The organism is uncultured Xanthomonas sp. (assembly GCF_964278005.1).
GTDB lineage: Bacteria > Pseudomonadota > Gammaproteobacteria > Xanthomonadales > Xanthomonadaceae > Xanthomonas_A > Xanthomonas_A sontii.
On sequence record NZ_CAXYKF010000015.1, the window covers coordinates 51563 to 65479 of the forward strand.

Consider the following 13917-nt stretch of genomic DNA (forward strand, 5'->3'; position numbering starts at 1 on the left):
AATCTCCCCGGCGCGGGGTCGGCCGACACTGTCGGCCTCGCTCTTCACCTTGAGGCTTGTGCATGTCCGACCGTTTCCAACTCGTATCGCCGTATTCGCCGGCCGGCGACCAGCCGCAGGCGATCGAGAAGCTGGTGGCCGGCTTCGAGGCCGGCCTGGCCAAGCAGACTCTGCTCGGCGTGACCGGGTCGGGCAAGACCTACACCATCGCCAACGTGGTCCAGGCGATCCAGAAGCCGACCCTGGTGATGGCGCCGAACAAGACGCTGGCGGCGCAGCTATACGGCGAATTCAAGGCGTTCTTCCCCAACAACGCGGTCGAGTACTTCGTCAGCTACTACGACTACTACCAGCCCGAGGCCTACGTGCCGTCCTCGGACACCTTCATCGAGAAGGACAGTTCGATCAACGAGCACATCGAGCAGATGCGCCTGGCCGCGACCAAGACCCTGCTGTCGCGGCGCGATGCGCTGGTGGTGGCCACGGTCTCGGCGATCTACGGCCTGGGCGCGCCGGAGGACTACCTGTCGCTGCGGCTGATCCTGTCGATCGGCGAGCACGTGGAGCAGCGCCAGTTGATCCGCCACCTGACCGACCTGCAGTACACCCGCAACGAGTACGAATTGCACCGCGGCAGTTTCCGCGTACGCGGCGAGGTCATCGATGTGTTCCCGGCCGAATCCGACAGCGAGGCCTTGCGCATCGAACTGTTCGACGGCGACGTGGAACAGCTGACCCTGTTCGATCCGCTGACCGGCGAGACGCTGCGCAAGCTGCAGCGCTACACGATCTACCCCAAGACCCACTACGCTACCACCCGCGAGCGCACGCTCAGCGCGGTGGACACGATCAAGCTTGAGCTGAAGGACCGGCTCGAACAGCTGTATGCGCAGAACAAGTTGGTCGAGGCGCAGCGGCTGGCGCAGCGTACCCAGTTCGACCTGGAGATGATGGCTGAGGTCGGCTTCTGCAACGGCATCGAGAACTACTCGCGGCATCTGACCGGCAAGGCGCCGGGCGAACCGCCGCCGACCCTGTTCGACTACCTGCCGCCGGACGCCTTGCTGGTGGTGGACGAGTCGCACGTCACCGTGCCGCAGATCGGTGCGATGTACAAAGGCGACCGCTCGCGCAAGGAAACCCTGGTGGAATTCGGTTTCCGGCTGCTGTCGGCGCTGGACAACCGGCCGCTGCGCTTCGAGGAATGGGAGGCGCGCTCGCCGCGCAGCATCTACGTCTCGGCCACGCCGGGCCCCTACGAATTGCGCGAATCGGCCGGCGAAATCACCGAGCTGGTGGTGCGCCCGACCGGGTTGATCGATCCGGAAGTGGAGATCCGCCCGGTGGCGACCCAGGTCGACGATCTGCTGTCGGAGATCAACCTGCGCGTGGCCGATGGCGACCGCGTCCTGGTCACCACGCTCACCAAACGCATGGCCGAGAACCTCACCGAGTATCTGGGCGAGCACGGGGTGAAGGTGCGCTACCTGCACTCGGACATCGACACGGTCGAGCGCGTGGAGATCATCCGCGACCTGCGCCTGGGCAAGTTCGACGTGCTGGTCGGCATCAACCTGCTGCGCGAGGGCCTGGACATGCCGGAGGTCTCTTTGGTCGCGATCCTCGATGCCGACAAGGAAGGCTTCCTGCGCTCCACCGGCTCGTTGATCCAGACCATCGGCCGCGCCGCGCGCAATTTGCGCGGCAAGGCGATCCTGTATGCGGACAAGATGACGCGTTCGATGCAGGCCGCGATCGACGAAACCGGGCGCCGCCGGGAGAAGCAGGTGGAGTACAACCTGGAACACGGGATCGTCCCGAAGTCGGTGGCGCGCCCGATCGTGGACATCCTGGAGGGCGCGCGCGAGGACGCGGCCGAGGCCAAGTCGGGCAAGGGCAAAGGCAAGGGCAAGGCGCGCCGGGTCGCGGAAGAGCCGGCAGACTACCGGGCGCTGGCGCCAGCGGAGATCGCCGCGCGGCTCAAAGCGCTGGAGCAGGAGATGTACCAGCACGCGCGGGACCTGGAGTTCGAGGATGCGGCGCGGGTGCGCGACCAGATCAAGAAGCTGCGCGATGCCAGTCTGGTCGGCTAGGCGGGCCGCAGCGGTGCCCGATCGGAAGGTGGGTATTGTTCTTGTCCGCCAGGTGGGCTAAGATTCGCGCCCCTGCAGCGGTGCGCCGCGGCAGAGAGGGGCGGTTAGCTCAGCGGTAGAGCACTACCTTGACATGGTAGGGGTCACAGGTTCGAACCCTGTACCGCCCACCACGACGCGAAGAAGCGAACGTGGAAACGACAAAGCCGGCAGACGCCGGCTTTTTTGTGTCTGCGCTCACGCCACCGGGTGCGCTCGGATGCTGGCCGCGCGGCCGGGCTTGCTTTAGCATCCGAGCGGACGATCAGGCGAGGAGGCCAGGCGCATGGTGGAATACCATCATACGGTGCAAGTCAAAGGACGCTACCAGCTCGTGGCGTTGACCCGGGAGCCGGACTACAGCCCGGCCAACGTGGTGGGCTATACGGTCACCACCGATGGCGGTGCGCGGGTGGATCCGCACGACATGTCGTGGGACGAGGCGCGTGTCTTCCTGGACACCCTGGTCGAGCGCGATCGGGACGCGGTCAGCGCGGAAAAGAAGCCTTCGCGGAACAAGCCGAGCACGCGGCAGCGTCGCTAGGGCGCGCCATGCGGGTCTAGGCGGGCGCATACCAGTCGGCAGCGTTGGCGCAGACAGGCGGCGTTGCCACCAGCGCCGTCGGCGTCCTGTCGCATGTGGCGCGGTGGCCTGCCGGCTGTCCGCCGTCTCCGGTCGACGCAGTGCATGCAAGCCTCTCAAAGTGCGCAAGTCGCTCTAGAATGTCGGCCAGGATGGATCAGGGAGGATAGGGCTTGTCGAATCGTAAACTCGTTGCGGCGGCGCTCGTCGTCGTGCTCACGGCCGTCTGCGGCTATTTCCTGTCCGGCTACCTGGTCCTGCTGCTGCTGAAGCTGGACACGCGGATGTTCGGGCTTGGCACCTACTACCAGTACGTTCACGCCATCGGCTTGCCGGAGGTGGCTCCGTACGTCGGCAAGATCAAATGGGCCGGCTACCTCGGCTTCGGCTTGCCCGGCCTGGTGGCCCTGCTGATCCTGGTGCTGATGTTCAGGCCGCCCAAGCGCAGCCTGCATGGCGACGCGCGCTTCGCCGGCGCGGCCGACCTGTCCAAGCATGGGCTGTTCAAGACCAGCGGCGACGGCATCGTGGTCGGCAAGTTCCGCGGCAAGCTGGTGCGCCTCAGTGGCCAGCAGTTCGTGATCCTGGCGGCCCCGACCCGGTCGGGCAAGGGCGTCGGCGTGGTCATTCCGAACCTGCTGGAGTACCAGGAATCGGTGGTCGTCCTGGACATCAAGCAGGAGAACTTCGATCTGACCAGTGGCTGGCGCGCCAGCCAGGGCCAGGAGGTGTTCCTGTTCAATCCGTTCGCCGAGGATCGTCGCACCCATCGCTGGAATCCGCTCAGCTATGTCTCCGACGATCCGGCGTTCCGCGTCTCGGACCTGATGAGCATCGCCGCCATGCTGTATCCGGATGGCTCCGACGACCAGAAGTTCTGGGTCAGCCAGGCGCGCAATGCGTTCATGGCGTTCTCGCTCTACCTGTTCGAGAACTGGGACGACGAGCGCAACATCGGCTTCCCCGGCGGTCTCGGCACGCCGACGCTGGGCGCGATCTACCGTCTGTCGTCCGGCGACGGCACCGACCTGAAGAAGTACCTGAAGTCGCTGTCGGAGCGGCGTTTCCTCAGCGGCAATGCCAAGTCGGCGTTCTCCAACCTGCTGTCGCAGGCGGACGAGACCTTCGCCTCGATCATGGGCACGCTGAAGGAGCCGCTCAATGCCTGGATCAATCCGGTGCTGGATGCGGCCACCAGCGACAACGACTTCCTGCTGACCGACCTGCGCAAGAAGAAGATGACCATCTACATCGGCATCCAGCCCAACAAGCTGGCCGAGAGCCGCCTGATCATCAATCTGTTCTTCAGCCAGATCATCAACCTCAACACCAAGGAACTGCCCAAGAGCAATCCGGCGCTGAAGTATCAGTGCCTGCTGCTGATGGACGAGTTCACCGCGATCGGCAAGGTCGACATCATCGCCTCGGCAGTGTCATATATGGCTGGCTACAATGTCCGCCTTCTGCCGATCATCCAGAGCATGGCCCAGCTCGATGCCACCTATGGCAAGGACATCTCGCGGACCATCATCACGAATCATGCACTGCAGATTCTCTACGCTCCGCGCGAGCAGCAGGATGCCAACGACTACTCCGAGATGCTCGGCTACACCACCTTCCGCAAGAAGAACGTCACCCGCGGCAAGGATGTGACCCGAAGCGTGTCGGAGGAGAAGCGGGCGCTGATGCTGCCGCAAGAGTTGAAGGCGATGGGCAACGATCAAGAGGTGTTCTTGTACGAGGGCATTCCGCATCCGGTGAAGTGCGACAAGATCAAGTACTACAACGATCGCTACTTCACCGCGCGGCTGCGTCCCAAAGTCGACATTCCGACGCTCTCGATATGAAAGTGTGACGAAAAACACCTATTTTTTGGGCTCATTTATCATTTGAACGTTTTTTTGCCAAATGCTTGACGTGGGCATGCCCCTGCGGCACATTCTCGCGAGTATGGCGGTGCGTTGGTAACAGAAACAGGAACAGGGGCGTGGGCCGAACGGCGCACGTAAGGGGTGACATGGAAGGTTTGCTGTCAAATTCCGTTTTCTTCGGCGCTGATCGCGCGGCCTCGGATACGTCCCGTTGTCTGCAGCAGATCCGTGCCCGCGCCGTTCCCGGCGCCTTCCTTGCCGCGACGCGCGTGTCGTGCCGTCGCGTCGAACTTCGCCATCCAGCAGTGGGCCGCCTGCGCGCCGCCCGCTCTCTATACGTTTCCGCAATTCAGAGGCTCGCGTGAAAAGAACGCATATGTTTCGGCTGATCGCTACGTTGAGTGCCGTCGCGCTGTTGAGCGCCTGTGCAACCAGGCCGGCACCCGACTTCCGCGGCAAGTGGAAGCCGGTCAACCGTTTCTCCGAGTCGACCATGGAGATCCCGCTGTACTCGTCGTACGTGTACCAGGCGATCCCGATGGACGGCACGCTCAAGACGATGCTCGAGCGCTGGGCCAAGGATTCGAACATGCAACTGTCCTACGGCATCCAGTCCGATTACACGCTGTATGCCCCGGTCGCCAAGATCAACACCACCAGCATCCAGCAGGCGGTCGCCGAGCTGAGCGTGGTCTATGCGCAGGAAGGGCTGAGCGTGACCGCGGCGGGCAATCGCATCCTGGTGCAGCCGTCGTCGTCGCTGAGCGGCGCGCCGGCAGCCAGCGGCAGCGCGAAGTGACGTCACCGTCGGCCTGCACGCTGCGCGCCGACAGCCACATTACGAAACCTGGTGAAGTCTGATGTTCGGTAAAAAGCCGGTCGAAAGCGAAAACGTCAACAAAGCGGTAGCGAAGGCGGTCAACTACGAAATCAGCATTGCTGATCTGGCTCGCCGCAGCGAGCGCCGTGCGTGGTGGGTCGCGTTCGGGGCCATCATCATGTGCCTGCTCCTCGGCGGCGGGTACTACTACATGCTGCCGTTGAAGGAGAAGGTGCCGTATCTGGTGATGGCCGATGCGTATACCGGCAATTCCTCGGTGACGGTATTGCGCAACAGCGGCGATGTACAGAGTGTCACCAACAGCGAAGCGCTGGCCAAGAGCAACGTGGCGCGCTTCATCACCGCACGTGAGTCCTACGATTCGGAGATGATGGGGCTCAACGACTGGAATACGGTGTTCTCGATGGCGCCGCGGGACACCGCGGTGGGTGCCGAGTACTTCAATCTGCACGCACCCAGCAATCCCTCGGCCCCGTATTACACCTATGGCAAGGCGCGGTCGATTCGGGTCAAGATTCTGAGCATGAACCTGCTCGGCGGGGGCAATAAACCGTATACAGGCGCGAACGTGCGCTTCCAGCGCAGCATTTATGACAAGAGGACGGGGCAATCCACGTTCCTCGACAACAAGTTCGCCATTATCGGCTTCAAGTACAACAGCAATCTGGCCATGGACGACGAACTGCGGGTGCAGAATCCGTTGGGGTTCCAGGTGACCGATTACCGGGTCGACAACGACTACTCGGCCATGCCGGTGCCACCGTCGTCGGCCGTGCAGGCTCCTGAGACCGGCGCGGTTCAGCAGCCTGCGGCCGCGCAGATGCCGGGAGCGGCGGGCGAAGTGCCGATGCAGCGGATGCCAGGTCAGCCGATGGCACCTGGCGCGAACGGTACGGTGCCGGCCACGCAGCCGGCGCCGATGGCCAATCCGGCGAGTGCGCCTGTCTATCCAGGGGCGCAGCCGGCTGCGGCACCCCCTGCACCCAACGTTGCACCTCAGCACAACGGTAATGGAGCGAGCGTTCGATGAGTTTCCTGACGAAAACCGGTTCGGCGCATCTTGCGTTGCTGGCTCTGGGCCTGTTCGCGCCGATTGCATCGGCCCAGGTGGTCCAGCAGTACGAGTACGAGCCTGACAAGATCTATCAGGTGCGTACCGGCCTGGGCATCACCACGCAAATCGAACTGAGCCCGAACGAGAAGATCCTCGATTACAGCACCGGTTTCACCAGTGGCTGGGAACTCAGCCGTCGCGAGAACGTCTTCTACCTGAAGCCGAAGAACGTCGACGTCGATACCAACATGATGATCCGCACCGCCACCCATTCCTACATCCTGGAATTGAAGGTGGTAGCGACGGATTGGCAGCGGCTGGAGCAGGCCAAGCAGGCCGGCGTGCAATACAAGGTGACCTTCACCTATCCGAAGGACACCAGCTTTGCCGCAGCCAGCGACGAGGTGAAGGACGAGTCGCAGCTCGACACGCGCTTGACCAAGGATCGTCATTACTACTTCGACTACGACTATTCCACGCGTTCCAAGCAAATGTGGATCGTGCCGAGCAGCGTCTACGACGATGGCAAGTTCACCTACATCAAAATGGATCTGACGCGTTTCCCCACTGGCAACTTCCCGGCCGTGTTCGGTCGCGAGAAGGAGAACGATGAGGATTTCCTGGTCAATACGACAGTCGAGGGCAACACCCTGATTGTCCATGGGACCTATCCCTTCCTGGTCATCCGCCACGGCAAGAATGTTGTCGGCTTGCGTAGGAACAAGCAAAAGTGAACTCGAATCTACCCCCGTCTGACGAAAACTACGGCAACGACCACGGTCAGCCGCGTTCCCCGCATGCGGACGATGCGCCGCGCGAGAATCCCTATTTCGCTCGCCAGCAGCAGACCGCTGACCCGGATCTGGACGCCAACGAGCCCGTGCTCCGCTCCAGCGATCTGAAGAAGCTCAATCGCAAGGCGCTGGTGTTCCTGGGCGGCATCGCCGCGCTGTTGATCCTGGCGATCTTCTGGCTGGTGAGCGGCAGCAGCACGCCTGAGCCGGCACCGAAGCCGCGCCAGGAAGCGGTGGTGGCGCCTGCGTTGCCGCAGACCGCGGCGCCGCCACCGGTGCAGCCGGCCGAGCCGGTGCCACTTGCCGAGCAACCGAGCCTGCCGCCGTTGCCGCCGATGCCCACCGATACCGACACGCAGATGCAGTCGGCTCCGCGACAGGAGCGTGGGCCGTCCTTGCTGGAGCGGCGCATGGCCGGCCTGCAACAGGACGCCGGTGGCCAGGGCCTGGGTGGCATGATGCCGGGACAGGAGCAGGGTGGCGCGCCGATGCAGCAGGAGCAGGAGACCTCTGCCAAGCCGATCGCCAACCCGGACGGTCTGCTGGTGCGTGGCACTTACATCCGCTGCGTGCTGGAAACGCGGATCATCACCGATTTCCCCGGCTTCACCTCCTGCATCATCACCGAGCCGGTGTACTCCATCAACGGCCGCCGCCTGTTGCTGCCGAAGGGATCGAAGATCCTCGGCCAGTACGGTCCCGGGGAACCGACCGGCCCGCGCATGCAGGTCGTCTGGGATCGCATCACCACCCCTACCGGCATCGATGTGACCTTGGTCGGACCCGGCGTCGATAACCTCGGCAGCGCCGGCCACCCGGGCCAGTACAGTGCGCATTGGGCGAGCCGCATCTCGTCCGCGCTGATGATCAGCTTGCTCAGCGACGCCTTCAAGTGGGCGGCGGCCGAGAACGGGCCGAAGACCACGACCACCGGCATCAATTCCGGCGTGGTTACCGAGCAGCCGTACGAGAGCAACACGGCGCAGTCCATCCAGCGTCTGGCCGACCAGGCCCTGGATCGCCGCCGTCCCGCCACCGTGACCATCAACCAGGGCACCATCGTGAACGTCTACGTCGCCAAGGACGTTGACTTCACGGCCGTGCTGCCGCGTTGACCGAGATCGAGACAGCGACGTGACGTTCGACGACTCTCCGACCGCGCAGATCTCCACGGATTTCCTGGATTACCAGTATTCGGTGCTGGGCATCCTGGATTACCTCAACTCGCCGGACGTGACGGAAATCTGCATCAACCGTCCCGGCGAGCTGTACCTGGAGACCCTGCGTGGCTGGCAGCGAATGGATATCCCTTCGCTGACCTTCGACCGCGCGCGGCAGTTCTGCACAGCGGTGGTCAACGAGAGCAATACCGGCCAGCGCATCACCGATGCCGATCCGGTGGTGTCGTTGACCTTTCCCACCGGGCAGCGCGCGCAGTTCGTGATCCCGCCGGCCTGCGACGCCGGCAAGGTGTCGATCACCATCCGCCTGCCGTCAAAGCACACCAAGACCCTGGAGCAGTACAAGGAAGACGGCTTCTTCCAGGAGATCCTGGAGGTGCAGTCGGGTCTGAGCGAGCAGGATCGTGAGCTTCTCGAGCTCCGGCGGCAGCGCGATTACGCCGAGTTCTTCAAGAAGGCGGTGCTGTTCAAGAAGAATGTGGTGGTTGCCGGGGCCACCGGTAGCGGCAAGACCACCTTCATGAAGTCGCTGGTGAATCACATTCCGCACGAAGAGCGGCTGGTGACGATTGAGGACGCGCGCGAGCTCTTCATCAGCCAGCCCAATTCCGTGCATTTGCTCTACTCGAAAGGCGGACAAAGCTCGAGCAACGTCACCGCGAAGAGCTGCATGGAAGCGTGCCTGCGCATGAAGCCGGACCGCATCATCCTTGCGGAGCTGCGCGGCGACGAGTCGTTCTACTTCATCCGCAACTGCGCCTCCGGTCATCCCGGTTCCATCACCAGCTGCCATGCTGGCAGCATCGGGCAGACCTGGGATCAGTTGGCGCTCATGGTCAAGGCGTCGGCCGAAGGGTCGGGCCTGGAGTTCGCCGTCATCAAGCGGTTGTTGATGATGACCATCGACATCGTTGTCCACATCAAATCGCACGCGGGCCGGCGCTATATCACCGGTATCGATTTCGATCCGGAACGCATGCAGTCGGGTGGGGGATGAATATGTTCATTAAGGTGATAGGGCGAAACAGCGCCGATTGACTTTGAATTTTTCTTCCAACACGATTGATTTGCGACATCTGCGGCGTTCTGGGCGATTTGCCACGACGTCGATGCATAGGGAGTAACCACGGCATGTTGCCAGGCATGGAACTACTCAGCTGTCCCGAAATGGCGGTTCCGGCTGAAGTCATGCAGCACGTTGTGCGCGTCGAGTCGTCGCACAACCCGTTCGCGATCGGCGTGGTCGGCGGTCGCCTGGTGCGTCAGCCGCAGAACCTGTCCGAAGCGGTGGCCACGGCGCGGATGCTGGAAGAGAAGGGCTACAATTTTTCCCTCGGCCTCGGGCAGGTCAACCGCTACAACCTGATCAAGTACGGCCTGGATACCTACGAAAAAGCATTCAAGACCTGTCCCAATCTGCAGGCCGCCTCGAAGATCCTGGCCGAGTGCTATAGCCGCTCCGGCGGTAACTGGGGCAAGTCGTTCAGCTGTTACTACTCCGGAAACTTCGAGACCGGGTACCGCCACGGTTACGTGCAGAAGGTCTACGCGTCGATCAACCAGGGCAGGGCGCTCGCCGCGTCCACCGCTGGTGCGATCCCGGTGATCCCGGCCGGAAGCGTGCGTCGTGCGGTCAACGACTCGGTGAAGGCCGCGGCGGTGCGCGAAGTCGATTCGATCGTGTCGCGGCGCATCGACTCGGCGGCGAACCAGCTTGCCAGCGGCCTGGCCGTGCAAGGTCAGCCATCTCTGCGCCCTCAGGCTGCCGTCGCGGCGCCAACGCAGCAGACCGCTGGGACAGTTGCGGCCGCACCGGCGGCGCAACTGTCCGCTGCAGATTCCGATCTCTACGTAATACGACCTACAGGCGCCGGCAAAGGAGTGGCGGTTCCTGCAGGTGGCGGAGCGTCCCCAGCTCCGCACGTTTCCGCACACGCGCCTCAGGCCGTGGCGGGAGCGACCGTTCCTGGCGCAAGTACGCCGCCGCCGACGCCTGGCGACGGGGCCTTCGTATTCTAGCCAGATGCAGTAGCGCGGCCATGCAAATGGCTTTTTGATCACCCCCTGTTTTCCAGTCAAGGAGATACTCACGATGTTCAAGAACAATCAGATGAAGTCGAACGCCAAGGTCATCGGCACGGCGGCGTTGCAGGCGGCGGTGTTCACCGTGGCCCTGCTCGCGTCCAGCTTCGCGATGGCGCAGGACTATGCCGGTGCCGATACCAAGGTCTGCAACTTCCTCGGCAAGACCAACAACATCCTGAACATGGCATCCATCGTGGTGGTGACGATCGCCGTCGTCTTCGCCGGTTACCAGATCGCGTTCGCGCACAAGCGCATCATGGACGTGGCGGGTGTGCTCGGCGGCGGCGTACTGATCGGCGCGGCCGGCCAGTTGGCCAAGATGCTGATCGGCGACACTGGCCAGAAGCAGTGCACGGCCACTGCGGCGATCGATATGATCCAGCACGTTCTGCACTATGCATAAGAACGTACTTTTCCGGGGCTGCACCCGGCCGGCGATGTTTTTCGGGGTGCCGTACATCCCGTTCTTCATCGGCGCGGGTGGCGGCTTCCTGATGGGTATCTATTTCAATATGTGGCTGCTGCTGCTCATTCCGGTCATCGTCTTCATCATGCAGCAGATGACCAAGCGGGACGAGATGATCTTCCGCATGCTCGGGTTGCGCTGGATGATGCGGATGCGCGTGCGCAACCTGCAGCGCTATTCCGGCATGTGGGTGTTCTCGCCGAATGAGTACAGGAAAGAGGTGCCGGGCGCCAAGCGCTAGCTTGGAAGCCGGCATCGGGTCTCGACCCCATGCACGACGCCTGTGTCGTGCATGGGGTTGTTCGGTTTTTCGTGTCGACTCGCCGGCAATGCTGGTGTGAGCGAGATCGGCGGTTCCCGGTGCATGCGCACCGGGCCTTGGCAAGACGAAACGGATTCTGAGTCACTTCATTATGTTCATCCCGGATACTTCCATCAGCGAGTTCATCTCCATCTCCACGCATGTGGCGCCGTCCGTGCTGAAGACGACGGGAGGAGATTTCATGCTGGTCTGGCACCTGGGCGGGCTTCCGTTCGTGGGCCGCGAAGAGTGGGAGATCGAACACCGGCACAACACCTTCAATCGCATGCTGCAGACGCTGCGTGCCCCGGATTTCGCCAATGTGGCGTTCTGGGTGCACGATGTGCGCCGCCGTCGTCGCATCAAGAACGAGGGCAAGTTCCAGCAGGCCTTCAACCAGGATTTGTCGGACCAGTATTACGGCGCCTTGTCGTCGCAGAAGATCATGCAGAACGAGTTGTACATGACCATGATCTATCGCCCGGTGGTGACAGGTAAGCGTCTCATGGACAAGTCGTCGAGCATTCCGCAGTTGCAGTCCGAGCAGGACCAGGCGATCGCCAAGGTTCTCGAACTGGCAGGCAACGTCGAAGCCGTGCTTAAGGATTATTCGCCGTACCGGCTTAGCATGTACGAGGCCACCAATGGCGTGGTGTTCTCCGAGACGCTGGAGTTCTTCGGTTATCTGATCAATCGCATCGACGAGCCGGTACCGGTGCTGCAGGCGCCGGTGCCCGCCTATCTGCCGGTCAGCAAGCACATGTTCGCCAACAAGACCGGCGACTTCGTGATCAAGACCCCGGAGGGTGTCAATCATTTCGGTGCCATTCTGAACATCAAGGAATACACCGACGGAACCTATCCGGGCATCCTCAATGGCCTGAAGTATCTCGACTTCGAGTATGTGGTGACCCACTCCTTCAGCCCGATGGGACGGCACGATGCGTTGAAGGTGCTCGATCGCACCAAGGGCATGATGGTGTCCTCCGGCGACAAGGCGGTCAGCCAGATCCACGAGCTAGACCTGGCGATGGATCAGTTGTCGTCTGGCAACTTCGTCCTGGGCGAGTATCACTTCACCATTGCCATCTACGCCGATACGCAGGAGAAGCTTTCGCAGCAGGTGGCGACCACCCGCGCGGAACTGTCCAATGCCGGTTTCGTCTCGACCAAGGAGGATCTGGCGGTCGCGTCCTCCTTTTACGCGCAGTTGCCTGGCAACTGGCGCTACCGCACGCGTATCGCCAATGTCAGCTCACTGAACTTCCTCGGTCTGTCGCCGCTGCACAATTTCGCCCAGGGCAAGCGCGAGAACAATCCGTGGGGCGAGTGCGTCACCACCTTGCAGACCACCAACGGCCAGCCGTACTACTTCAATTTCCACGCGACGCATCCGGCGGAAAACTCGCTCGGCGAGAAGGCGATCGCCAATACCATGGTGATCGGCAAGTCGGGTACCGGTAAGACCGCGTTGATCAACTTCCTGCTCAGCCAGGTGCAGAAGTTCGATCCGATTCCGACCATATTCTTCTTCGACAAGGATCGCGGCGCCGAGATCTTCGTGCGCGCCTGCGGCGGCAATTACCTGGCGCTGGAGAACGGCAAGCCCACCGGCTTCAACCCGTTCCAGTGCGAGCGCACCGAAGCAAACGTGCAGTTCCTGGCCGACCTGATCAAGGTCCTGGCCGGCAAGATCGAGTACACCTCGCGCGAGGAGGAGGACATCTTCCGCGGCGTGGAGGGCATGCTCGACACGCCCATGCATCTGCGTAGCATGACCAACTTCCGCAAGAGCCTGCCCAACATGGGCGACGACGGCCTGTACGCGCGTATGCGCAAGTGGACCGCCGGCAACTCGCACGGCTGGGTGTTCGACAATCCGGTCGATACGATCGATCTGGAGAAGGCGAGCATCATCGGCTTCGACTACACCGACGTCATCGACAATCCGGAAGTGCGGGTTCCGGTCATCAACTATCTGCTGCATCGGCTGGAAGCACTGATCGACGGCCGGCCGCTCATCTATGTAATGGACGAGTTCTGGAAGATCCTCGACGGCAAGGGCGGCCTGAAGGAATTCGCCAAGAACAAGCAGAAGACCATCCGTAAACAGAACGGCCTGGGTATCTTCGCCACCCAGAGCCCGGAGGATGCGCTCGCTAGCGACATTTCGGCGGCGCTGGTCGAACAGACCGCGACGATGATCCTGCTGCCCAATCCCAATGCCAGCAAGGAAGACTACATGGACGGCCTCAAGCTCACCGAGGCCGAGTACCAGGTCGTGGTCAGCCTGGACGAGCGCTCGCGCTGCTTCCTGGTCAAGCAGGGCCATGGATCGTCGGTGTGCCAGCTCAATCTGCGCGGCATGGACGATGCGCTGTCTGTCATCTCGGCGTCGACCGACAATATCGAAATCATGCACCATGTGCTGGAGCGCAAGGCCAAGGAGCACGGCGTCGCGCCGGACGATCTGACGCCCGAGCAGTGGTTGAACGAGTTCTACGCACGTCGCAAGGGCTCCGGAAAATCGGGTCCTGCGAGGTCGGTGTCTTCGGATAATCGGGGGGCGGCGGCGGTCAGCTGATCGCTTCGCCCAGTCACGCGTGGCA

13 protein-coding genes and 1 tRNA gene are annotated in these 13917 nt (G+C 62.4%); 13 read left to right on the forward strand and 1 reads right to left on the reverse strand.

The genetic code is table 11. The features are described 5' to 3' along the window. Positions 1–62 precede the first annotated feature (62 nt). The 4 genes from uvrB to ACHWVH_RS08740 all read left to right on the forward strand — a co-directional run bounded on the left by uvrB (position 63) and on the right by ACHWVH_RS08740 (position 4562). Positions 63–2093, forward strand: a complete 2031-nt coding sequence (gene uvrB / locus ACHWVH_RS08725) for an excinuclease ABC subunit UvrB (protein ID WP_394687000.1) — start codon at positions 63–65, stop codon at positions 2091–2093. Between the two features lie 98 nt (positions 2094–2191). Next, positions 2192–2266: transfer RNA gene (locus tag ACHWVH_RS08730), tRNA-Val, on the forward strand. A 200-nt stretch (positions 2267–2466) separates the two neighbouring features. Continuing rightward, positions 2467–2676, forward strand: a complete 210-nt coding sequence (locus ACHWVH_RS08735) for a hypothetical protein (protein WP_226977824.1) — start codon at positions 2467–2469, stop codon at positions 2674–2676. A gap of 251 nt (positions 2677–2927) precedes the next feature. Then, positions 2928–4562 (forward strand): type IV secretory system conjugative DNA transfer family protein, encoded by a 1635-nt coding sequence (locus ACHWVH_RS08740; protein ID WP_394687001.1) that lies wholly within the window; start codon positions 2928–2930, stop codon positions 4560–4562. Between the two features lie 185 nt (positions 4563–4747). Here the strand turns inward: ACHWVH_RS08740 and ACHWVH_RS08745 are convergent, their stop codons facing one another. Next, positions 4748–4885 (reverse strand): hypothetical protein, encoded by a 138-nt coding sequence (locus ACHWVH_RS08745; RefSeq protein WP_193312563.1) that lies wholly within the window; start codon positions 4883–4885, stop codon positions 4748–4750. Between the two features lie 77 nt (positions 4886–4962). Here ACHWVH_RS08745 and ACHWVH_RS08750 point away from each other — a divergent pair, with 77 nt between their 5' ends. The 9 genes from ACHWVH_RS08750 to ACHWVH_RS08790 all read left to right on the forward strand — a co-directional run bounded on the left by ACHWVH_RS08750 (position 4963) and on the right by ACHWVH_RS08790 (position 13892). Further along, positions 4963–5385, forward strand: a complete 423-nt coding sequence (locus tag ACHWVH_RS08750) for a hypothetical protein (protein ID WP_017916128.1) — start codon at positions 4963–4965, stop codon at positions 5383–5385. Between the two features lie 61 nt (positions 5386–5446). Next, complete coding sequence (locus ACHWVH_RS08755) at positions 5447–6457, forward strand: VirB8/TrbF family protein (RefSeq protein ID WP_295927631.1); 1011 nt, start codon at positions 5447–5449, stop codon at positions 6455–6457. Beyond that, positions 6454–7215, forward strand: a complete 762-nt coding sequence (locus tag ACHWVH_RS08760; RefSeq protein WP_295927628.1) for a TrbG/VirB9 family P-type conjugative transfer protein — start codon at positions 6454–6456, stop codon at positions 7213–7215. The genes ACHWVH_RS08755 and ACHWVH_RS08760 overlap by 4 nt, the downstream gene beginning before the upstream one ends. Further along, positions 7212–8390, forward strand: a complete 1179-nt coding sequence (locus tag ACHWVH_RS08765) for a TrbI/VirB10 family protein (RefSeq protein WP_295927626.1) — start codon at positions 7212–7214, stop codon at positions 8388–8390. The genes ACHWVH_RS08760 and ACHWVH_RS08765 overlap by 4 nt, the downstream gene beginning before the upstream one ends. 19 nt (positions 8391–8409) lie before the next feature. Continuing rightward, entirely contained in the window at positions 8410–9453 is a 1044-nt protein-coding gene (virB11, locus tag ACHWVH_RS08770; protein ID WP_017911233.1) for a P-type DNA transfer ATPase VirB11, read from the forward strand. 134 nt (positions 9454–9587) lie between these two features. After that, the gene (locus ACHWVH_RS08775) at positions 9588–10475 is read left to right on the forward strand and encodes a lytic transglycosylase domain-containing protein (RefSeq protein ID WP_394687002.1); all 888 of its coding nucleotides are present in this window, start codon (positions 9588–9590) and stop codon (positions 10473–10475) included. A gap of 73 nt (positions 10476–10548) precedes the next feature. After that, on the forward strand, positions 10549–10944 hold the full coding sequence (locus tag ACHWVH_RS08780; protein ID WP_295927623.1) for a TrbC/VirB2 family protein: 396 nt from the start codon (positions 10549–10551) through the stop codon (positions 10942–10944). Further along, entirely contained in the window at positions 10937–11248 is a 312-nt protein-coding gene (locus ACHWVH_RS08785; RefSeq protein ID WP_295927621.1) for a type IV secretion system protein VirB3, read from the forward strand. The genes ACHWVH_RS08780 and ACHWVH_RS08785 overlap by 8 nt, the downstream gene beginning before the upstream one ends. 172 nt (positions 11249–11420) lie before the next feature. Beyond that, a complete protein-coding gene (locus ACHWVH_RS08790) occupies positions 11421–13892 on the forward strand; it encodes a VirB4 family type IV secretion/conjugal transfer ATPase (RefSeq protein WP_295927618.1) in 2472 nt (823 codons plus the stop codon). The last annotated feature ends 25 nt before the right edge of the window (positions 13893–13917 follow it).

Bases quoted from the DNA above. Each gene is read 5' to 3' on its own strand.
- uvrB (WP_394687000.1), top strand. From the start codon at position 63: ATGTCCGACCGTTTCCAACTCGTATCGCCGTATTCGCCGGCCGGCGAC.
- ACHWVH_RS08745 (WP_193312563.1), bottom strand. From the start codon at position 4,885: ATGGCGAAGTTCGACGCGACGGCACGACACGCGCGTCGCGGCAAGGAA.
- ACHWVH_RS08750 (WP_017916128.1), top strand. From the start codon at position 4,963: ATGTTTCGGCTGATCGCTACGTTGAGTGCCGTCGCGCTGTTGAGCGCC.
- ACHWVH_RS08755 (WP_295927631.1), top strand. From the start codon at position 5,447: ATGTTCGGTAAAAAGCCGGTCGAAAGCGAAAACGTCAACAAAGCGGTA.
- ACHWVH_RS08760 (WP_295927628.1), top strand. From the start codon at position 6,454: ATGAGTTTCCTGACGAAAACCGGTTCGGCGCATCTTGCGTTGCTGGCT.
- ACHWVH_RS08775 (WP_394687002.1), top strand. From the start codon at position 9,588: ATGTTGCCAGGCATGGAACTACTCAGCTGTCCCGAAATGGCGGTTCCG.
- ACHWVH_RS08780 (WP_295927623.1), top strand. From the start codon at position 10,549: ATGTTCAAGAACAATCAGATGAAGTCGAACGCCAAGGTCATCGGCACG.
- ACHWVH_RS08785 (WP_295927621.1), top strand. From the start codon at position 10,937: ATGCATAAGAACGTACTTTTCCGGGGCTGCACCCGGCCGGCGATGTTT.
- ACHWVH_RS08790 (WP_295927618.1), top strand. From the start codon at position 11,421: ATGTTCATCCCGGATACTTCCATCAGCGAGTTCATCTCCATCTCCACG.